General features: G+C 61.3%; 21 protein-coding genes and 1 pseudogene. 15 read left to right on the top strand and 7 right to left on the bottom strand.

Annotated features, from left to right (window positions below; genetic code table 11):
* The first annotated feature begins 10 nt into the window (after positions 1–10).
* From N2597_RS29290 to N2597_RS29245, 10 genes are all read left to right on the top strand, one after another.
* Complete coding sequence (locus N2597_RS29290) at positions 11–358, top strand: ArsR/SmtB family transcription factor (RefSeq protein WP_183597965.1); 348 nt, start codon at positions 11–13, stop codon at positions 356–358.
* Entirely contained in the window at positions 351–854 is a 504-nt protein-coding gene (locus N2597_RS29285; protein ID WP_106795709.1) for an SRPBCC family protein, read from the top strand. The genes N2597_RS29290 and N2597_RS29285 overlap by 8 nt, the downstream gene beginning before the upstream one ends.
* A gap of 125 nt (positions 855–979) precedes the next feature.
* The gene (locus tag N2597_RS29280) at positions 980–2,383 is read left to right on the top strand and encodes an AMP-binding protein (protein ID WP_225881400.1); all 1,404 of its coding nucleotides are present in this window, start codon (positions 980–982) and stop codon (positions 2,381–2,383) included.
* Entirely contained in the window at positions 2,383–2,559 is a 177-nt protein-coding gene (locus N2597_RS29275) for a hypothetical protein (RefSeq protein ID WP_183597963.1), read from the top strand. The genes N2597_RS29280 and N2597_RS29275 overlap by 1 nt, the downstream gene beginning before the upstream one ends.
* Before the next feature lie 108 nt (positions 2,560–2,667).
* Complete coding sequence (locus tag N2597_RS29270) at positions 2,668–5,664, top strand: ATP-binding protein (RefSeq protein WP_077989746.1); 2,997 nt, start codon at positions 2,668–2,670, stop codon at positions 5,662–5,664.
* A 9-nt stretch (positions 5,665–5,673) separates the two neighbouring features.
* Entirely contained in the window at positions 5,674–6,831 is a 1,158-nt protein-coding gene (locus tag N2597_RS29265; protein ID WP_077989747.1) for a YcaO-like family protein, read from the top strand.
* On the top strand, positions 6,821–7,585 hold the full coding sequence (locus N2597_RS29260; RefSeq protein ID WP_077989748.1) for a TfuA-like protein: 765 nt from the start codon (positions 6,821–6,823) through the stop codon (positions 7,583–7,585). The genes N2597_RS29265 and N2597_RS29260 overlap by 11 nt, the downstream gene beginning before the upstream one ends.
* A gap of 42 nt (positions 7,586–7,627) precedes the next feature.
* On the top strand, positions 7,628–8,848 hold the full coding sequence (locus N2597_RS29255; RefSeq protein WP_183597961.1) for a gluzincin family metallopeptidase: 1,221 nt from the start codon (positions 7,628–7,630) through the stop codon (positions 8,846–8,848).
* Between the two features lie 16 nt (positions 8,849–8,864).
* A complete protein-coding gene (locus N2597_RS29250; protein WP_106795704.1) occupies positions 8,865–9,332 on the top strand; it encodes a hypothetical protein in 468 nt (155 codons plus the stop codon).
* Between the two features lie 30 nt (positions 9,333–9,362).
* Positions 9,363–9,737: a hypothetical protein gene (locus N2597_RS29245; RefSeq protein WP_106795703.1), complete on the top strand. Its 375-nt coding sequence runs from the start codon at positions 9,363–9,365 to the stop codon at positions 9,735–9,737.
* Between the two features lie 19 nt (positions 9,738–9,756).
* Here the strand turns inward: N2597_RS29245 and N2597_RS29240 are convergent, their stop codons facing one another.
* The 6 genes and pseudogenes from N2597_RS29240 to N2597_RS29215 form a co-directional block, all read right to left on the bottom strand.
* Positions 9,757–10,653, bottom strand: a complete 897-nt coding sequence (locus tag N2597_RS29240; RefSeq protein ID WP_183597959.1) for a sensor domain-containing diguanylate cyclase — start codon at positions 10,651–10,653, stop codon at positions 9,757–9,759.
* Positions 10,654–10,780: 127 nt separating this feature from the next.
* Entirely contained in the window at positions 10,781–11,275 is a 495-nt protein-coding gene (locus tag N2597_RS29235) for a GNAT family N-acetyltransferase (RefSeq protein WP_183597957.1), read from the bottom strand.
* A complete protein-coding gene (locus tag N2597_RS29230; protein ID WP_106795700.1) occupies positions 11,272–11,568 on the bottom strand; it encodes a type II toxin-antitoxin system TacA family antitoxin in 297 nt (98 codons plus the stop codon). Before N2597_RS29230 ends, N2597_RS29235 begins: the two co-directional genes overlap by 4 nt.
* A 106-nt stretch (positions 11,569–11,674) precedes the next feature.
* Entirely contained in the window at positions 11,675–13,792 is a 2,118-nt protein-coding gene (locus N2597_RS29225) for a carboxy terminal-processing peptidase (protein ID WP_183597955.1), read from the bottom strand.
* Between the two features lie 127 nt (positions 13,793–13,919).
* Positions 13,920–14,157, bottom strand: a pseudogene (locus N2597_RS29220) (hypothetical protein); the annotation flags it as partial.
* Between the two features lie 146 nt (positions 14,158–14,303).
* The gene (locus tag N2597_RS29215; protein ID WP_096769658.1) at positions 14,304–14,549 is read right to left on the bottom strand and encodes a hypothetical protein; all 246 of its coding nucleotides are present in this window, start codon (positions 14,547–14,549) and stop codon (positions 14,304–14,306) included.
* A 773-nt stretch (positions 14,550–15,322) separates the two neighbouring features.
* On the opposite strand from N2597_RS29215, the gene N2597_RS29210 reads away from it, so the two are divergent.
* The 3 genes from N2597_RS29210 to N2597_RS29195 all read left to right on the top strand — a co-directional run bounded on the left by N2597_RS29210 (position 15,323) and on the right by N2597_RS29195 (position 17,214).
* Entirely contained in the window at positions 15,323–16,096 is a 774-nt protein-coding gene (locus N2597_RS29210) for a hypothetical protein (RefSeq protein WP_106795698.1), read from the top strand.
* A gap of 546 nt (positions 16,097–16,642) precedes the next feature.
* A complete protein-coding gene (locus N2597_RS29200; protein ID WP_183597953.1) occupies positions 16,643–16,909 on the top strand; it encodes a DUF1488 family protein in 267 nt (88 codons plus the stop codon).
* 38 nt (positions 16,910–16,947) lie between these two features.
* On the top strand, positions 16,948–17,214 hold the full coding sequence (locus tag N2597_RS29195) for a BON domain-containing protein (RefSeq protein WP_009992481.1): 267 nt from the start codon (positions 16,948–16,950) through the stop codon (positions 17,212–17,214).
* Here N2597_RS29195 and N2597_RS29190 read toward each other — a convergent pair.
* Positions 17,209–17,502 (bottom strand): hypothetical protein, encoded by a 294-nt coding sequence (locus tag N2597_RS29190; RefSeq protein WP_183597951.1) that lies wholly within the window; start codon positions 17,500–17,502, stop codon positions 17,209–17,211. The two genes, N2597_RS29195 and N2597_RS29190, sit on opposite strands and share 6 nt — an antisense overlap.
* 606 nt (positions 17,503–18,108) lie before the next feature.
* On the opposite strand from N2597_RS29190, the gene N2597_RS29185 reads away from it, so the two are divergent.
* Together N2597_RS29185 and N2597_RS29180 are read left to right on the top strand one after the other, a co-directional pair.
* Positions 18,109–19,057 (top strand): IS630 family transposase gene (locus N2597_RS29185; protein ID WP_097622115.1). Its coding sequence is split into 2 segments (ribosomal slippage): positions 18,109–18,444 and positions 18,446–19,057, totalling 948 coding nucleotides; the frame shifts between segments, so codons are not numbered across the junction.
* Positions 19,009–19,371 (top strand): hypothetical protein, encoded by a 363-nt coding sequence (locus N2597_RS29180; protein ID WP_183600123.1) that lies wholly within the window; start codon positions 19,009–19,011, stop codon positions 19,369–19,371. Before N2597_RS29185 ends, N2597_RS29180 begins: the two co-directional genes overlap by 49 nt.
* Positions 19,372–19,621: the final 250 nt, after the last annotated feature.

Here is a 19,621-nt window from a genome sequence, read left to right as displayed (position 1 = left end):
ACTGAACCAGATGGTTCAGTATGTAAGTCCTCCCCTCGATCTCTCGTTTGCGGCGCTGTCCGATGCGACCCGCCGCGGGATCATCGATCAGCTTGGGCGGGGGGACGCGTCGATCACCAGTCTCGCGGACACGTTCCAGATGACGCTGACCGGCATGAAGAAGCACGTCCAGGTTCTCGAGCGGGCGGGGCTCGTCGTCACGCAGAAGGTCGGGCGGGTGAGAACCTGCAAGCTCGGGAAACGCGGCCTCAAGGCGGAGGCCGAGTGGATCGAGGCGCATCGCAAGCTCTTCGAGGCCCGCTTCGAAGCATTGGACGAAATCATCAGCGAGATGCAACAGGAGGGAAGCCATGACTGAGCAGGTTAACGGTGCAGGTGGCGCGCAGTACCGCACATCGGTCGAGCGCAGAGGGGATCGCGAACTCCTGGTAACCAGGACATTCGATGCGCCGCCGGGCACGGTTTACAGGGCGTGGAGCCAGCCCGAGCTGTTCCAGCGCTGGTGGGTGCCGAAATCGGTGCCCGGCATTTCGCTCGTATCGTGCGAGATGGACGTCCGCACCGGCGGCAAATATCGGCTGGAATTCGGCGCCGGCGGTTCGGACACCATGGCCTTCTATGGCAAGTATCTCGAGGTGGTGCCGAACCAGCGCATCGTCTGGACCAACGACGAAGGTGAAGAGGGCGCGATCACGACGGTGACCTTCGAGGACCAGAGCGGGAGGACACTCCTGACCTTCCACGAAGTCTATCCGTCCAAGGAGGCGCTTGAGGAAGCGCTGCAGGGCTCGGCGGTCGCATTGCCGGAGCAATTGGAGCAGCTCGACGAATTGCTTGCCAGCATAGGCAAGTAGCGCCGGTCGGGAATCCGCCTCGGGGAGCCAAAAGGCCCCATGGGCTATGTAGCCGTAAATTACTTGACTGCGATTATCAGGGATTATACGCGCTTCGGCCAGTTTCTGCCATTCGAAGCGCGAGCATGACCCCCGCCGACCTGTTTCCTGAAATCGCTCGCGCCGATCAGCGCCCGGCCCTTATCTTCGCCGACGGACGGACGCTCTCCTACGGCGACGTCAATGCCCGGACGCTGCGTTTTGCCGAGCGGCTGGGACGCGGGGATAAGCGGCTTGTGGCGATTTCGGCTGACGTTTCGGAACATGTGATCGTCGCCTATCTCGGCGCGCTGCGCGCCGGCCATGCAGTGGCGATGCTGCCGCCCTGCGATGACAGGCTGTGGCAAGAGTTTCTGGCTGCCTTTCGGCCTGATTTCACCTACCGCCCCGCCGGCGGCCGCTGGCGGCTCGTCCGGGAAAGCCGGCCCGGGCAACGCGACGCGCCGCTGCATCCGGATCTCGCATTGCTGCTGATGACCTCAGGCAGTTCCGGGCTCGCGAAAGCCGTGCGTCTTTCCTATGCCAATCTTGACGCCAATGCGCGCGCGATTGCCGGTTATCTCGAACTCTCCCCTGCCGACAGAACCGCGCTCGTCCTGCCGCTTCACTATTCCTACGGCCTCTCCGTCCTCCATTCCCACCTCGTTGCCGGCGGCAGCATCTTCATTCCAGGCGTCTCCGTGGTGAGCGAGGATTTTGCAAGACTGCTCGACGAAAGCGGCTGCACCAATCTTTCGGGCGTGCCCTATTCCTATGAGCTGATGGAAAGGACGCGCTTCCGAAGCCACGAGCTGAAGGCGCTGCGCTTCATGACAGTGGCCGGCGGGCGGCTGGCGCCCGAACTTATCCGCCTCTACCGCGACCATATGCGCGCAAACGGCGGCCGCTTCTTCGTCATGTACGGCCAGACCGAGGCGGCCGCCCGCATCGCCTTCGTGCCGCCGGAAAGCCTGGCCGACAATGAGGAGCGGATCGGCATCGCCATTCCCGGCGGCAGCCTCAGCCTCGTCGGCGATGACGGGCATCCGCTCGACCGACCTGACGTTGCCGGAGAGCTCGTCTATGCCGGCCCGAACGTGATGATGGGCTACGGCGCCGAGCGCGCCGATCTTCAGCGCGGCGCCGAGGTCGCGGCATTGAAGACCGGCGATATCGCCATGCGCGACGAGGACGGTTTCTTCCGGATTGTTGGCCGCAAGAGCCGTTTCGCCAAGGTCGCCGGGCTCCGGATCGGCTTCGACATCATGGAACAGGTTCTGGCCGAGGAGGGAATCGCGACTGCCGTTGTCGGTGACGATCACGGTCTGCAGGCCTATGTGACAGATGCCGCTTCCGCCGATCGGGCGCTCGGAATGCTCGTCGAGGCGAGCCATCTTCCGGCGAGCCTGGTCGCCGTCAGTGTGCGACGAGAGCTCCCGAGGCTTGCCTCCGGCAAGATCGACTATGCCGGCCTCCACGAGGAGATGCTGGCGACGCGCGAGACCAGCTGATGCCGCAGACAGCGGCCGTGCTGCCGGTTCCCCTCTTTCATCTGCTGGCAATATCAGGTGGCCTGGCGCTCGGCGTCGTCGCCAACAAAATCGCGGCCGACCTTCGCAATCTGCTTGGCGGGATAGCAATGGCCCGCGGAACAGGCGGACGTACTGTCATGGCGGAGACTGCCTGAACCGCAAGCGAATAGCAGAATATATTAGCATCACCGCACGAAAAGCTTGCATGCAGGCATTAAATCGGATGTCCTGAACACGGCTTCAGTGGTGTTGGGCGCCCCGCTATGAAAACCCTCGACGCACGAATTCGGTTTACAGGTGAGCGGCGACAGGTCACGGCCCTATTCTATGACATTGTCGGTTCGACGGAGCTTTTGCTGCGCAGCGAACCGGAGAAATTCTTCCGATCGGTTTCGGCGTTACATCAGAGCGCCGAAACGATCATCCGGAAACACGGCGGATTTCTTCATCAGCGGCTCGGCGATGGCGGATGCTGCTTCTTCGGCTATCCCGAGCAATCCGAAGATGCCGCCGAAAGCGCGGTGCGGGCCTCGCTGGAGCTGCTGCGCATCGCGGCGGCCGGGGCCAAGGGCAAGGCGCGCACGCCCTTCCGGCTGAGGATCGGCGTTGCCACCGGCCTTGTCGTCTTCTCGACAGAAGGTGACGAGATCGTCGGCGCGGCGCCGGTTCTGGCGGCGCGCCTGCAAGCCGAGGCCGAGCCCAATTCAGTGCTTGTCGCCGATTCCACCGTTCAGCTGACACGGCACAAATTTGATTACGCCCTGTTGCGGGAGGCGAGGCTGAAAGGCTTTGTCGAGCCGATCGGGCTCTGGCGCCCGCAGGAGCGTGATCCTGCGGCCGGGGAACCGGCGCCATCTGCGGAGCCGGACCGGCCTATTCGCGGCAGGGAAAGAGAGCTTGCCGCTCTTGCGAGCGCCTGGAATTCGGCGCTCGAGAGCAAGGGCAGCCTGATCGCCGTGGTCGGCGAGGCGGGTATCGGCAAATCCCGGCTGGTCGGCGAATTCGCTCGAAATCTGCAGGCAACCCAGCATGAGGCCGTGGTCTTTCAGTGCGGCAGGCGGCTGGAGAGCCAGCCGCTGCATCCGTTCGTTTCGTTTCTCGAGCGGCTCGTCGGCGACGCTTCGGTTCTGAAGGATGGCAACATCAGCGCCTTCATGCGGGCGCTTCAGGCATCCGGCCGAGAGGTGGACGCAGCCGCGGTCGAGACGATCCTCGCATTCACCGCCGACCAATCTGCGGCGCCGTCGCGCAATATTCGTGTCTCCGATCTGGCCGGGCGCGCCTTCCGGCGCAAGGTCATCGAAGCGGCCGCCGGCGTGCTGACATGCAAAGCGCCCGACGTTCCGACGCTGCTCATTTTCGAGGATGTGCACTGGGCCGACGACATGACGCTGGAGCTGATCGACCGGCTGGGGGCGCTGGCGGTCGGGCTGCCGCTGCTCATCGTGCAGACATCGCGGATCAGACGATCCCTCGCGCTCGCAACCGAGATCGAGCTGTCGGGCCTGACCGCTGCTGCTGTTCGCGATCTCGTCGCCTCGATCTGGCGCGAGCATCCCCCGCCCGGCCTGTCGGATTTCGTTCTCGATCAATGCGATGGCATGCCGCTTTACGCCGAAGAGCTGACCAATTTCCTGCGTGAACGGCAGCCGCTCGGCAAGTCGCTGTCCGAGTGGAAAGGGCTGCTGCGGGAAGGCGGCGTCTCCTCGCTCAATGATCTGCTGTCCGCCCGACTGGCAGCGACCGGTTCGGCGCGGCGGGCGGCGCAATTTGCCAGCGTCATCGGCCGCGAATTCAGCATTTCGCTGCTAACCTACCTTCTCGAGGGCGTGAGCCGCCAGAAGGTCGAGACCGACATCGAGCGGCTTCTCGCTCAGGGCATCATCGAGCCCTCTTCCGTCACGCATGGCTCCTTTCAATTCCGGCACGTGCTGGCGCAGGAGGCGGCCTATGGCAGCCTATTGAGGAGCGACCGGCGTCGCATCCACAGGCGGATCGCCGATCGCCTGATCGGCGAGGCGAAGCCGAGCCTGCCGTCAGCGATCGCCGCCTGGCAATGTGCCGAGGCGGGCCTGCATGATGCAGCCGCCCGATTTGCCCTGGCGGCGGCGGAAGCCTGCGTGCTTCGCTCCGCCATGCGCGAGGCAAATGTCTCGCTGGAGCTCTGCGGGCGGGAGATCGACAGCCTGTCGCGGCGCCATCCCGACCGCACCGAGCTCGCCTTGAGCCTGTTCGAACTGCGAGGCGTCGTGGCGGCAGCCCTCGAGGGCGAGGGTTCGCAGAGCGCCCGCCGGGTCTATTCCCGCGCCATGCAGCTCCTGAAGAAACAGCCGCCGGCCGTTCGGATGAAACACTTCCCGGTCTATTGGGGATGGTGGTTCACGGCGCCGAATATTCTGACGCAGCAGTCGCGCGCGCGGGTTGTCGTCGGCGACATGCAGGCGGTCGAGGATCGGGAGACGAGGCTGCAGTCCTATCATTGCGGCTGGGCGACGAGCTTCCATGCCGGCGAGCACGCCTTCTGTCTCGATTGTGTCGCCAAGGGCCTCGATCTTTACGAGGCCGACAGCGCGGTGCGCAATCGCGCCTTCTTCGGCGGACATGACGCAAAGGTCTGCGGGCTGGGCGAGAGCGCCCTCTCCTACCTGCTGCTCAACGAAACCGGCGCCAGCGAGGATGCGATCCGAGAATGCCTGGAATGGGGGACGGCGACCGATCACGCCGGGAGCATGGTGCATGCGCTCTACTACGCCATGGTGCTTGCCCGCTGCCAGAGCCGATATGCCGAGGTCCACGCGCTGGGCGAACGGATGCTGTCGCTCGCCGAGCGGCACGGGCTGGCGGCAAGCCAGGCGCGAGCCAATATGTATTGCGGCTGGGCTGAGCTGATGAGCTCACACGCGGGACGCGGCGAGGCGCGCTTCGAGGCCGGTCTGCTGCTGCAGCAGCAATTGGGCACCGACGATAATTTTTCCATGCACAGCGACATGCATGCGCAGGTGCTGCAGCGGCTCGGCAAGCCTGCCGAAGCGCTGGCAATCGTCCAGAATGCCATCAATGTCGGGCGCAGCAGCGGCCAGTGGTTCTGGCTCGGCGAACTCTATCGCCTCAGCGCCAAACTGAAGGGCGATCTCAACGGTGCGCCGTCATCAATCAGAAGAGACCTCACGCGCGCGATCCAGATTGCCGAGGGACAAAAGGCCGCCTGGCTGGCCGAAAGGGCAAAGAGCAGCCTGGATGGACTGCTTGGCTCGAGATAGAGGGATGCGATGGACATAGGGATGCTCGATAACATCGCCGATATCCTCGCTGATACCGAGCCCCCCTCGCCTCCCGATCCCGGGCAGACGGTGCAGCATATCCTCGCGCGCAAAGCGGAATACGGCATCACCCGGCTTGGTTCGATCACCGGGCTCGACCGGATCGGCGTCCCGGTCGTCCAGGTCGTGCGGCCGCGCTCACGCTCCGTCACCGTCAGCCAGGGCAAGGGGCTGACCTTTCCCCTGGCGGCGATCTCGGGCCTGATGGAGTCGCTGGAAGGCTGGGCCTCGGAGCGGATTGAGCCGGAGCGTACCTTCATGGCAAGCCTGCGCGACATGAACTCCCGGGGAGACTGGTCGCATCTCGGCATCGGCCGCGACGAGGAGATTCTCTCCTGGATTGACGGGCTCGATCTCCTTTCGGGGGGGCAAATGGCGGTTCCGCTTGCCCTCGTCGATACCGCCTATCTCGTCCCGTCGCCGCATCCCCATTGGATCGCCCGCGACACGACGGGCCTCGCCGCCGGCACGAGCCTGCAAGGCGCCGTCCTGCATGCCTGCCTGGAAATTCTGGAACGGCAGGCGCGCTGCACGGCGATGAAGACGCCGCATTTCTTCGACCGCTTCCAGATCGATAGCCGGTCGGTGCAATCGGGAAGCGCCGGCTACATCATGCAGCGGCTCGCCCAAACAGGTTTTGTCGTCGGAATCTGGCAGATCCCGGCGCCGCACGCGTTGCCGGTCTATTGGTGTCACGTCATGGAAGATGCGAGCCAAGCCCCCTTTGCGCCTTTGCCGGCGGAAGGCTTCGGCTGCGATTTCAGCCATGATACGGCGCTGACAAGCGCATTGCTGGAAGCCTGCCAGTCCCGCCTCGGCGTCATCTCTGCGGCGCGCGACGATATCAGGACGGAGCTTTACGGCCATGCCGACGTGAGCGAACTGGCCGCGTGGCGCGAACAACTCGCAAAAGGCGGCCGCTCCTATGCCCCCGGTTCCGACGCCGGCGACCGGTCCCTACGGCCGGTCATCGAGGCGCTGAAGCTGGCGGGCGCGCATGCGGCCGCTCTTGTCGTTCTTCATTCCGATGATCGCGTCCCACTTCACGTCGTACGCGTCGTTGCGCCGCCGCTGGAAACCAATCCGGAGGCCGATCTTGCGCGATGACATCGTGGTTTTTCTCGGCCCGACCCTCTCCGAGACGCAAGCCCGGACCTATCTGGATGCGGTCTATCGTCCTCCCGTCGGCTGCGCGGATGTCGTGCGGGCCGTGGCCGAATATACGCCCGCGGCGATCGTGCTGATCGACGGCGTCTTCGGAGAGCTTCCGGCGGTCCGCCACCAGGAAATCCTCTGGGCGATGACCCGCGGCGTGCGCATCTACGGCGCCGCCAGCATCGGCGCGCTGCGGGCGGCCGAACTCGCGCCTGAGGGCATGATCGGCCATGGACTGATCTACCGCTGGTACGGGAGGCACCCGCTCGCCGACGATGCCGACGTGACGGTGCCGATGGCGCCCGCCGCACTCGGATCACGCGCATTGGGCGACGCCCTCATCGACATCAGGCTGACGCTCAAAGGAGCCGAACGCGCCGGCGTCATCGACAGACGCCTGCGATGCGATCTCGAAACGCTGGCGCGCGCGCTTCACTTCAGCGAACGATCATTCGCCAGGCTTCTGACGGCGGCCGAAAACAACCATGCCCCGGCCGGCGCGCTTCAAGCACTAAAGGCTTGGCTGAAAATTGGGGCTGCAAACCAGAAAAGGACCGATGCGGTAAATCTGCTCACATATCTGGCCAAGCAAAATATCAGCAGTCCGAATAAACCCATTCATCGCGAGTTTGAACTTACGGAATCATTCGCCAACGACATGGAATACTACAACATGCTCGGTACCGTCTTGTCGAAAGGCACGTAGTACTGGTATAGTCGACGATCGCTTGACGTTGGGCAACGAGCGGTGGGGGCAGCATTGGATGCCATCACGCATAACGAGGGCGCAGGACAAGGGGCAGCTGCAGAGCGGCCGCTTGGGACACGTTTCCTTGTCTTTCCCCAGCCATCCTTCATTCCCGGCTACGAAAAACCCGAAGTGGTGTGGATCGGACCTTCGGCAGGGCCGATCCTTGCGGGGCCGTCCGACGCCCGCATCTATGTGGCAAATCCGCTCGAGGCAAAATCGCCCTATGCCGCGCCTTATATTCCACCCTATCCCGGCCTGCTGCAGCCGCCGGCCGAGCCCGGCCCCGACGGCCATTTTGATCACATCGGGCCGGGCGCACCGGGCTTCCTTGCGACCCATAGCTATGCCTGCACCCGCCGCGTCCTCGACATCTGCGAGAGCTATCTCGGCCGCTCGATCGTCTGGTTCTTCCAGCCGACGCTGGAACGGCTGGAAATCGTTCCCTGCATCCCGCATTGGCAAAATGCCCAATCCGGCTTCGGCTTTCTCGAACTCGGCGAAAGCGAGGAGCACGGCCGGGCATCCTATTTCGCGCTGAATTTCGATGCGGTCGCCCACGAAATGGGTCACCTCATTCTGCTCAGCGAACTCGGCATCCTCGAAAGCGACGGATCGAGCTGCGATTTCTTTGCCTATCATGAAACCATCGCCGATTTCATCTCGCTGCTCGGACTGCTGCACTTCGACACGGCGCTCGACCGGCTGCTGCGCCGCACCGGCGGCAATCTGCTGCTGCACAACGAACTCGACAAATTTGCCGAGCTCAGTGACGAGAAGCAGGTCAGATCACTCAACAATTCGCTTCGCATCGGCGATGTCAGCCAGGAAGTGCACGACCGGTCGAAACCCTTTGCAGCCGGCCTCTTCGACTGCCTCATCGAGGTCCATCAGTCGCTGCTGTTCGAGCGCGGACTGTCTACTATCGATCCGAGGCAGTTCAGCGACCTGCGCCAGCAGATGGCGCCGGCCCTGATGGAAGAAGGACTGCGCGGCGACAGAGCATCCTACGAGCTGATGCATTTTGCCGCCAAAGCCGCGCTGCAGGAGGCGCGCGACATCATCGGCGAAGCGCTCATTCTCTCCTGGAAATACCTCGACCCCAACAGCCTGACCTTTGAAGCGGCGGCCCTGGCCTTCCTCGAGGCGGCGAGCCGCGGGCGCGGGATCTCCTATCTCGACCAGCTTGACTATTGCATGAGGTGGCGCGGCATTCTTTAACCAACGGGAGGCATCGATGACAGACGACGGCATTCCAGCACCGCCTGGACCCCGCTATATCGCGGATGAGATCATACTCTACGGCATAGATTTGAACGACGCCAACGGCGTCGCCCATCTGGACGTCGGGCTCGTAGATGAAGGAGACCTGCAAATAAAGCTGGATGCCGGAATAGTGACCGCCTACACAGTGCTTGCTTATGGCTACGCTTTCGACGGCCACTGCTACAGACTGGATTCAACTCGCATTTTTATTATTACAGGTCCGATTGCCGAGGAGGCAGCGGGGTGCGGCTTCGACAAAGTTGCGGGTTACAAAATGTGGCGGATCACCGCATCTGAACAAATCCTCGAAATCTCAACGGCCTTTGGCGACGCAAGGAGCCTCATTCTGGATTCGCAGTTGCCTGGTAAGAGATCTCCTAGTTCCTACGCCATTACCCTAAGGATGGCGCATCGCAATGGTCGCCTCAATAACGACTAGCTCCGATTCTACAGCAACGGGAGGGCAATTATGGCATATAGAGTTGGCGTTTACTTTGCGAATACCTACGCAGCGATCACGGTGAAAGATTGGCTTAGCAATACTCCCTGCGAGGACACCAAAACGGGTAACAAAATCGAAAACCTCCCGGTAAACTCGTCCGCTACCCTCGAGGTATGGATTGGCCAGAAAAAAGGCGTAGGTGGCGTTATCATCTATGACACGGTAGCAGGTGTCACTCCTGTGCCTTCCGACTACAAAATTCCAGCGGATCTCGATGACACCGGAAAAATCACGTTCCCTAAATCCCAAAAAAAGGTCCCGATGCAAAGCGATCTCGACCACCTTGACGCAAGGATCAAGGCTTTAGAGCAGAAAAACGCGGGCAACAAGCCGGGGGAGTAGAGCGTTATACCCCGACACACTACGCCGCGCGCACCCTATCGCGGCCGCTCATCTTGGCGGCATAGAGCGCCTCGTCGGCGCGCCGATAGAGATCCGAGACGCTGTCCGACGGGAGACAGGCGGCGATGCCGGCGGAGCAGGTGTAGCTGAAGTCAGGCGAGTCAACGAGTGGCCGCGAGAAGCGGATCACCGTCAGCATGCGCTCGACCATGACCAAGGCGTCTTCCGGGCCGGTTGCCGGCATGACGAGCAGGAATTCCTCGTCGCCGACCCGGCCGAAACAGTCGTTGCGCCGAACATTCTGATGAATGCGATGGGCGAAATCGCGCAGGACGAGGTCGCCGGCGTGGTGGCCGAGCCGATCGTTGATGCGCTTGAAATTGTCGATGTCGAAGACGGCGAGGCAGCCGCTGCCGCCGGTCCGGGCGGCGGCCAGCATGTCGTCGACGCGGGCCATGACGAAGCGGCGGTTGGCGACCCCGGTGAGTTCGTCGGTGTAGGACGCCTTGATCGCCTGATCGCGATCCTGCCGGACTGTCCTGCCCTGCGCTCTCAACCGGGTGATGTCGCTGGCGATGCACAGCATCCAGCCGTTACTCTGCACGGCCTCGGTCATCCACAGCCAGCGGCCGTCGGTGAGATCGGTCTCGAAGGCGCGATAGCCGATCTTTCCGCGGCGCGACTGGGTCGAGCGCAGCCACGCCTCGAAATCATCGGTCCGAAGGACCGTGCCCCGGTTCAGCTCGAAATTGCGCCGCATGAGATCCGGCCAGAGCGGCGTCTCATCCGGCTCGATGAAATAGGCCGAACGAAAGGCGCTGTTGGCATATTGCAGCCGATCATCGCCGTCATAGACCGCAATCAGCGTTTCGGTTTGTGCGGAAAGGTTGAGAAGCTGTTCGACACGCGCGTCCATACCGTACCCTGTCTGGTTGTCCTGGCATGACATGGCGCAGAAATCTTACGAGGAAAGGGCCGGTTGCGGCAAGCGAAGGCGCCACCCGTGATTACGGAAACGTCAACAAATAGCGCCGCGACCGGCTTCAGCGCAGCGCGCCATTGAGATCATGCAGCCCAACCATCAGAATCATGGGATCGGATGGCGAGGGCAGGAGGCCGACCGCCTCATAGAAGGCTCGCGCGTCGTCGGAAATCGCATGCACCAGCAGACCGCGGATTCCGAGGATTTCTGCGGCGTTGAGCAGGCGCAAACCCGCATCGCGCACCAATGCCCTGCCGATGCCGCGCCCCTGGTGGGATTGATCGATGGCGAGGCGGCCGAGCACCGCAACCGGAACCGGATCGGGCATGTTCCGCCGAAAACGGCCAGGCGCTTCCGGCTGCCGCACCGCCCCGGAGGCGAGCGCGTAATAGGCGATGACCCGGTTTCCCCGGCAGACGACGAAGGTGCGCGACGCGCCGCCTGCCTGATTGGCGCGGGCGCGGCGACGCAGCCACTCATCCAGTTCAGCCACGCCGGAACTGAATTCGGCCAGCTCGTGATGATCGGCCAACGGCGCCGGCGGGCTGAAAGTCACGCTTCATCCCATGGCGCTTTGATGGACATGGTCCGTTTCAGACGCTCATTGGGCTCAGCCGGCGCATCAAGGCGGGCAAGATATTCGGCATAGATCTCGGGGCTGACCGTGAATACGGTCCGGTCGAGCAACACCTCCTCGGCGCGCCGCTCCGAAGCCTCCAGCATGAAATCCGTGCGTGTCTTGCCAAGCAGCTCGGCGGCGCGGTCGATCAAATTGCGGGTCGCGGGCTTGATGCGCATATTCAGCGGCACGCTTGCCTCTGAATTTTTGTTTGTAGACGAGGCGGGCACGGGAAACTCCTGTCTGGAGCTTTACAGATAGCGTAACGACACCATCTTTACAAGCACCGTCAAGATATCGCCGTTACGCTACCCCTCGTTCGCGCGGCGCAGGCCCCTAGTTTCCCTTGGTCTTTCCCGATTGTGTCGTCGCTGCGTTGACGCCGCCCTGCTGCAAATCCGCCTCGTCGCCAACAATGGCGGCCGCCTCGTCGAGCAGGACGTCCTTGGCCTTCTTGCGGGCGTTTTCCATGGCGATATCGGCGCTCAGGCTGCGCTCGTCCGACTGCAGGCCATCATCGCCTGTGGGATCCTCGCCGTCGCTCGCCTCGGCCCGGTCCTTGAACCGCTTCTCGCGGGCCGCCGCCTCCTTGCGCCGTTCGGCTTCGTTCAGCGACACGACGCCTTTTTCGCGCTGCGCCTTCAGCTCGGCAATATCCTCGATCAGCCGCTGGAAATCCGGATCGCTCTTGACCCGCGCCTCATGGCGGCTTTGCAGAGCCGGCAGCAAGGCGGTGATATCGCCTTCCGGCGTATATTTCGCCGGCTTGATCTCAGCCCAGGGCAGGGCATTGTCATAACTCGTCTCGCCGAAGTTGCTGGGATCAGAGAGCCCAGGCAGGCTGATATCGGGGGTGACGCCGCGCAGCTGCGTCGTGCCGCCATTGACCCGGAAGAACTGGGAGATCGTCACCTTCAGCTCGCCGAGCTCCGGCTTGCTGTTGTGAACCACCTCGTCGAGATCGACGACCGTCTGCACCGTGCCCTTGCCGAAGCTCGGTTCGCCGATGATGACGCCGCGCCCGTAATCCTGGATGGCCGCGGCAAAGATTTCCGACGCCGAGGCCGAGCCGCGGTTGATCAGGACCCCCATCGGGCCCGTCCAGGCGGGGGCTGAAAAATCCGCGCTCTTCACCGCGATCTTGCCGTTGCTGGCGCGCTGCTGGACGACCGGGCCCTTGCCGATGAAGAGGCCGGTGAGATCGATCGCCTCGTCGAGCGAGCCGCCGCCATTGTTGCGCAGATCGAGGAGAACGCCGTCGACATTCTCCTGGCTCAGCTCTTCGAGAAGTTTGGCGACGTCGCGGCTGGCGCTCTTATAATCCTTGTCGCCTTTGTTCTTGGCGTCGAAATCCTCATAGAAGACCGGCAGGGTGATGATGCCGATCTTGCGCGTGGCGTCGCCCACCTTGACCGACAGCACCGTCTTCCTGGCGGCCTGCTTGTCGAGGCTGATCTTGTCGCGCACCAGGCTGACGACGCGATGCGTGGCATCGGCGCCGGCATCGGCCGGCAGGATATCCAGGCGCACGACGGTGCCCTTCTTGCCGCGGATCATCTGCACGACCTCGTCGAGGCGCGTGCCCACCACTTCCTTGATCGGCCCGTCCTTGCCCTGGCCGACGCCGGTGATGCGGTCGCCGACGGCAAGCTTGCCGGAGAGCTGCGCCGGCCCGCCGGGCACGAGCTCACGGATCGTCGTGTAATCGTCGCGCTCCTGCAGCACCGCGCCGATGCCGAACAGCGAAAGCTTCATCGAGACATTGAAATCGGCCGAGGCGGCCGCGCCGAAATAATCCGTGTGCGGATCGACCGCGTTCGAATAGGCATCCATGAACGACTGGAAAACATCGTCGCTCTTGAACTTGTAGGAGCGTTCGAGCGTGTTTTCATAACGCTTGTCGAGCGTTTCGCGAATGGCGGCATCGGTCTTGCCGCCGAGCTTCAGCCGCAGCCAGTCGCTCTTGACGCGCTTGCGCCAAAGCTCATTGCTCTCGGCTTCCGACTGCGGCCACGGCGCCTTCTCGCGCAGCACCGCATACTCTTCCCTAACGCTGAAATCGAAACCCTGCTTCAGCAGGCTGCGCGCATAAGTCATGCGATCGGCAACGCGCTGCTCATAGGCATTGAAGATCGCAAACGGGATCTTCAGATCCTTCCGCTCGATCGCATCGTCGATCTTGCTGCGGTCCGCCATGAACTTGTCGATATCGGCCTGCAGGAACAGCATGCGGTCCGGATCCAGCGACTTGATGAAGCCATCCATCACCCGCGCCGACAAGGCGTCATCGAGTGCCCCCGGCTTGTAGCTGTAGCGCGACAGAAACTGCGCGCTCAACAAAGCCGCATCCGCCTGCCGCTCCAGCGGCTTCAAAACAGGCGGCGGTGCAACTTCAGCATATGCGGACGGCGCAATTGCAAGAAATGCACCAAGAAAAACGTAGGCTATGCGCATTCAGCGTGGATCCGATTCTTATGCTGCTTTGTCGATGGGTGATTTAGGTGGCGCAATTATGGTATTTTGGCAAGCAGCTGGCAAACGGGATGCGTCTGGGGAGCCATTTTAGTATTCGGCCGGGAGGCAGCCACATCTTACCGGCCATGGTGATACCGTGCTGCTCCTTGTGTCCCCCCGTCCGAATCGAGACTGCGCAGCAGTCCGCGCTCCAACAATGAGTCTAAGGTCGCCGACGTCATAAACTTGACCTTTTGCGGCCGCTCCCCGAATCGGTCGCTCTGGCATCGATGATGGAGGCATCGCAATGCGTCCATTTATTCGCGTCCCGTGGAAACAGGTCGCCTTCCTTTGGCGAGCTTCAAGCCTCTGGTCTGGGCGGTGTCGGCGTGATTGTTTTCGCAGTTAGCCTGGCACTGGTAGAAATATCGGAAATTGTCGCCTACGGTCCCTCTGCTGCGCTCGAAGGATCCAGAGACAGCGGCCAAACAGTCGGATTGGCACCACCGCCTCACGACTTCCGGCGCGTCAGCGGATATGCCTCGGCTTCATAGAGTTTGCGCATCTGCAAACCATCGAAGCGCGCCTCCTCGACTTCGAGCACGGATCCGCGAAGGAGAGAGGCCGGCATGTCCTCGATCGCAAAGCGAAGAGCTTCGGCGACGGAATCGAACCTTTTGTAAGCGAGGCTGCTTTTTCTCTTGATTGTCTTGCACGGGTAAAGCCCCGCGCCGGCACTATAGTCGAAAACGGTCATAACTGATCCTCACGATTGGAGCGATTGTCGAGGACAGTTGATCATCACCGTCCTGTCTGCGGCATCAACGAAAAAAAGAAGTCAGGCCAACCGTTCAGCAGACGCTGCTGCATCTTGGCGTATCTCTCGCCTCCGGAGAACTTATCTGCTGAGGAATCCTGCCGGACGAACACATCCGAAACAAACCGCTCCAGCCAGTATGGCGAAATTCGCAACGTTCGCAAAATCAGGGTTTGCCAAGCAACCGACGCAGCCGGGAGGATCAGGTAGCCGAACGGCTGAAAACGTGCAGTTTATGTAAGGGTTTGATCAGCCTCTTTCAAGGCACCACATGAATAGCAAACCTTGCTTGCCAAAGGCGGAAATGAAGCCCAGAGTGCGATGTCGGCGGCAACTGGTCAGGGCGCTGCCGCCTGAGGGACATGCGCGCGCCCTAGCCCCGACAAGAGGAGGACGCGATGACGTCCCGATCCTCACATGCCTGCTTCCTGCTTTATTTTCAGAAAATGCTCCTGAACGCCAACGGCGAAAGCAGGCACAATCCATGCAATCGGGAAGTCCATCGGGCCTTTCCGATGGTTCGCAAGAGACGGCAGCTTCATGGCTCGTCACTTGTCGGTCGTGAGATACGTCCGACGCCCATTTTTCCTGAGAAAGCTCCCGAGAAAAAGTAAGGCTCTGGTAGCTTCGCACCGTATCTGTCTTCCCTCTTTAACCATCAGCGTTGTATCTCGGATCTGGAGATCGCAGATGCAGGCCTTTGGAGACAACTCATGCGCCAATCATATTACAGAGCGCTGGCCCTCACGATGACCGTCCTCCTGCAAACTGCATCGGGACTCAGCTCCTCGGCGTTCGGCCAGACCGCAAGGCCGGTGCCTGAAAATGCTCAGGCAAGCCGCTACGGCTCCGGCTGGACATGCAACGGTGGTTTTCGAAGGCAGGATGACACCTGCTTCGAGGTGCAGCTTCCCGACAACGCGTTCCTGACGAACTCCTCCTTTGGCAATGGCTGGGATTGCCATTACGGCTTTCTCGAGAAGGGGGATCGGTGCCTCGCCGTCCAAATTCCGACCAATGCATATCTCGACCCATCTTCCGGCGACCGCTGGAGATGCCTGCGTGGATACCGTCAAACCAATGTGGGTTGCGACCTTATTAAGGTCCCGGAGAAAGCATTCCTGTCCGATACCACCACAGGATCCGGCTGGGAATGCGAAAGAGGTTATCGCGCGACACAACAAGCATGCCTCAAGCTCGAACTCCCCGCCCACGCCTATCTGACAACCGGCGGAAATGAGTGGAGGTGCGATAGAGGCTTTGAAAAGAAGGATCAGGCGTGTGTCGCCGTCCAGGTTCCGGAGAATGCCATCTTCGTCGACACGCCCTACGGGCAAAAATGGAAATGCGACCGAGGCTTCCAGACGAGGAGCAATCAATGCCTGCAGGTCAAGCTTCCCGAAAACGCACATCTTAACTCGGCGGGCAACGGCTGGGACTGCAATCGTCCGTACCAGCTTCGCAGTGGTGCCTGCATGAGCGATTAAAGATCAGCCGAAGTCCACTGTCCGGCGCCTCCCTCGCTCTCAAAATGGCTGATGATATCAGCCTGCACTTTTTTGCCTTTCGGAAAGCAACGACTGAACGCCTGGGACGGACCTGCAGACGCAGAGCGTCAGATCCCGAGGCTTATCGCCGGCAAGTTCGATGCAATCATCTGCAGCATGTCGGCGACGGCCAAGCCCGAGGAGATCATCGCCTTCAGCGATTCCTACAGAATTAAGCTTAGGTAAGCGCGCTTAATAGCGGGAACCATAGTCACCGCCTCAAGCGCAGACGGCTAGCCACCCGGCCTACATTGCAATTCGAATGCCGCGCCCCATATTTCTATAGGAGCGGAACTGCGAAGCTGCAGCCGTTTGCGGAATTCAGGCGCCCCGCAGGAGGATGATGGTGTTTCTGCATCCGTAGCACACCGGCAGTTTGACCAGCCCTGCCGCGTCTTAGGCGAGACCGGCTACTCCGTCCCCAACAGCATGTTCTTGCTACAGTCCGAATGGATTGGGCATTACTGACCCTCCGGGAGAGAATGCGTGACACTGACCTTTCCCAATAAAAGCCGTAGTTTTGATGAGAGCCGGAATGCGGTCCGCTTCTCCGGTTATGACGGCATGTTCGAGGTGCGGTTTTTAGTCGAAGCTAACGCCTTGCGGACCGCGAGCCAGCCCGGCCGCTCCGAGGACGAGTGCCTGAGAGCCTTCGACATGGCGCGCGAGATCATTCTGGAAGCCGCCACCCATGCCTACGGCCGCGGCGGCAAAGACCGATACACCCTGACGGCGCAGCATATCCGCCGGTAGACTTTTACACCCGGCAATGCCGTGCAGGAGACGAACCCATGTCAGTCGACAGAAAACATCTCAGTGTCGCGGGCCGCGTGGCGACCCGCTGTCCCGACCAGGGCGATCTTGAATCGGCCGTCTACAGCGCGCTCGCCCATGCCGGCGATCTCGACCCCAGCTATATCTTCGTCACCGCGCGCGGCCGCGACATCACGCTGGCCGGATGGGTGCATTTGAAAGCGGAGGTGTCACGGGCTGAGGAGATTACACTGAGAACCAACGGCGTGCGCAAGGTTCACAATGAACTGTCGCCGGAATTATGAGGCAAGTCCGTCCGGCGTCGCGTTCGCAGCTGCCAAGAGATCAGCGAGGGCCATCGGCTCGATCCGGACGATCCTGCTCAAGCGGTTCCCCTCTGCAATCGACGGCAGATGAATGTAGGTCGCGACGCGGCGGTAGGCAAGCCACGACAGGCCTTCGATCGGCTCCTCATCCTGCTCGATCTTGTAGTCGCCTGCCGGATGCATCTCGCCAACAAGATCGGGAAGCGCGAAAGGGGCGGAGAAGTGGACGATGGTGTCCGTCGTGCGTGTGGATGATATGTCGGACATGGTGAAAGGCTCCAGTTGAAGGCGGTTAGCCAAGACCCGCTGAATACTTCCTTCCGGGCATTGGCATGGCGATCGGAATTCGGAGAGATGATAGTCCTCAGGTCTCTGACACGGACGAGAGCCACAGGGCCAAACGACGATAGGAGACTTCTACGCCCCAATTGCGTCACAACTGGGCCGAAATCCTAAATTGAAGGTTTTATTCAGATTTACTGGTCAAATATAAAATATTATCCTGGATAAAATTAAATTAAACTAGCCGCAGAATAAAGCCGTCTTCGCCTTTTTATTGCGTTATTTTCCTGAAATACATAATCCAGCAAGTCCAAAGATCGGAATTTGCAGAATATATACACAACCTTCCCCAGCCTGCTCGACAAGCAGGAGGCCGGCCACGAAAGCGCGTCCCGCGCGAACGGCAGGCTCATGACTTCATGAAAAAAGAGGCATTCAAATGTCGAGACATAACAACGCCAAGCTCCTTACCGCCAGTGACCGCCACGACTTCGGCGCTAGAGCGTATCTGGATTTAGTTGAATCGGAAGGGATTCCGTTTTTGGCTGTTTTGTGATTCAAGATGCTGGCTGGAGTGGAGGCCAGCATCGGATGACTCGACCTCTTTCAAATGATCTTCGCAAGCGTGTTGTTGATGCAATCGAAGCCGGCGAGAGCTGCCGGTCGGTGGCGGTGCGGTTCGGTATTGCCGTGTCTTCAGCGGTGAAGTGGTCTCAGCGCTACCGTTCGAGCGGATCTGTCGCGCCTGGGAAGATGGGCGGCCACCGCAAGCGGGTTCTTGAGCCGTACCGAGCGTTTATCGCCGAGCGGATCAACCAGACGCCGCATGTGTCACTGAACAGGTTGAAGGAAGAACTGGCCGCGCGAGGGGTGAAGGTATCCCACGACACCGTATGGCAGTTTCTGCGGCGCGAGGGACTACGGTTCAAAAAAAACACTGTTCGCCCTTGAGCAGGCGCGCGCTGACGTCGCGCGACGGCGACAGCGCTGGCGATCCTGGCAGGCTGGCCTTGATCCAAGCCGGCTGGTCTTCATCGATGAAACCTGGATCAAGACCAACATGGCGCCGCTTCGAGGCTGGGGGCCGAAGGGCAAACGGCTGCGCAGCTTCGCCCCGCACGGACATTGGCGCACCCTGACTTTCCTCGGCGCGTTGCGCTGCGATCGGCTCACCGCGCCTTGTGTCTTCGATGGACCGATCAACGGTGAGTGCTTTCGTGCTTATGTCGAACAGCAACTCGTACCGGTGCTCAAACCCGGCGATATCGTCGTGATGGATAATCTCGGCTCCCACAAGTCGGTCGCCATCCGTCAGATGATCCGCAACGCTGGTGCTCGGCTCTGGTACCTGCCGCCATACTCCCCCGACCTTAACCCGATCGAACAGGCTTTCGCCAAAATCAAGCACTGGATGCGCCTGGCTCAGAAGCGAACCATCGATGACACCTGGCGCCACATCGGACACCTCGTCACAACCATCGAGCCCAGCGAATGCAGCAACTACTTCGCCAATGCCGGATATGCTTCCGTGAAAACCTGAAACGCTCTAACGCAAAGCGACCGGACGGCAATCCCTCCGCGAAGGAATTGATCGCCTATGCCGTCGCCGCACGCACGGACCTCGCCGTGCCGGCCGAGGAAGCGCGCGCAGTTGAGGAACTGCGTGAAGCAAAGAACTTGCGGCATCGGTTCACAAAGCGCCGAAGCACTGAGGCCGATGATAAGAGTCTGGCTGTCCGGGATCTTCCTACGATGGGAGAACTCGAGCAGGCGCAGACCGATCACAGCAGGAAGATCGCCACCCGGGAAGCCGAGAGGCGTGCCGAGGAGCCTGACGAAAAAGCCGGCGAGTGAACGAGGACTAGACCCGCCGACCGCCCCCCGTGGGCGGCGGCTGGCTCCAATCGGATCGACGCCTGAATCAGATCCTGATGGAAGCAATGGCTGCGCAAATCCTCTGTCAATTTGACCAGCCTTTCGCTGGCCAGCCCCGAGGGTTCGCCTCGCGCCCGCATTCCGTCGATCAGGCTCTGCTGAGCGCAAATCATCTGCCGGTCCTTGATCACTCGCCGGCGCGCGACTTCCAAGTCCTGCAGGGAATAGG

This window comes from Rhizobium sophoriradicis (assembly GCF_025200795.1).
In the GTDB taxonomy this organism is placed as follows: Bacteria; Pseudomonadota; Alphaproteobacteria; order Rhizobiales; family Rhizobiaceae; genus Rhizobium; species Rhizobium sophoriradicis.
Note: the sequence above shows the minus strand (reverse complement) of the source record. Positions and strands in the feature narration are given on the sequence as shown.

Bases quoted from the DNA above. Each gene is read 5' to 3' on its own strand.
- N2597_RS29290 (WP_183597965.1), top strand. From the start codon at position 11: ATGGTTCAGTATGTAAGTCCTCCCCTCGATCTCTCGTTTGCGGCGCTG.
- N2597_RS29285 (WP_106795709.1), top strand. From the start codon at position 351: ATGACTGAGCAGGTTAACGGTGCAGGTGGCGCGCAGTACCGCACATCG.
- N2597_RS29280 (WP_225881400.1), top strand. From the start codon at position 980: ATGACCCCCGCCGACCTGTTTCCTGAAATCGCTCGCGCCGATCAGCGC.
- N2597_RS29275 (WP_183597963.1), top strand. From the start codon at position 2,383: ATGCCGCAGACAGCGGCCGTGCTGCCGGTTCCCCTCTTTCATCTGCTG.
- N2597_RS29270 (WP_077989746.1), top strand. From the start codon at position 2,668: ATGAAAACCCTCGACGCACGAATTCGGTTTACAGGTGAGCGGCGACAG.
- N2597_RS29265 (WP_077989747.1), top strand. From the start codon at position 5,674: ATGGACATAGGGATGCTCGATAACATCGCCGATATCCTCGCTGATACC.
- N2597_RS29250 (WP_106795704.1), top strand. From the start codon at position 8,865: ATGACAGACGACGGCATTCCAGCACCGCCTGGACCCCGCTATATCGCG.
- N2597_RS29245 (WP_106795703.1), top strand. From the start codon at position 9,363: ATGGCATATAGAGTTGGCGTTTACTTTGCGAATACCTACGCAGCGATC.
- N2597_RS29240 (WP_183597959.1), bottom strand. From the start codon at position 10,653: ATGGACGCGCGTGTCGAACAGCTTCTCAACCTTTCCGCACAAACCGAA.
- N2597_RS29225 (WP_183597955.1), bottom strand. From the start codon at position 13,792: ATGCGCATAGCCTACGTTTTTCTTGGTGCATTTCTTGCAATTGCGCCG.
- N2597_RS29215 (WP_096769658.1), bottom strand. From the start codon at position 14,549: ATGACCGTTTTCGACTATAGTGCCGGCGCGGGGCTTTACCCGTGCAAG.
- N2597_RS29210 (WP_106795698.1), top strand. From the start codon at position 15,323: ATGCGCCAATCATATTACAGAGCGCTGGCCCTCACGATGACCGTCCTC.
- N2597_RS29195 (WP_009992481.1), top strand. From the start codon at position 16,948: ATGTCAGTCGACAGAAAACATCTCAGTGTCGCGGGCCGCGTGGCGACC.
- N2597_RS29190 (WP_183597951.1), bottom strand. From the start codon at position 17,502: ATGTCCGACATATCATCCACACGCACGACGGACACCATCGTCCACTTC.
- N2597_RS29180 (WP_183600123.1), top strand. From the start codon at position 19,009: ATGCAGCAACTACTTCGCCAATGCCGGATATGCTTCCGTGAAAACCTG.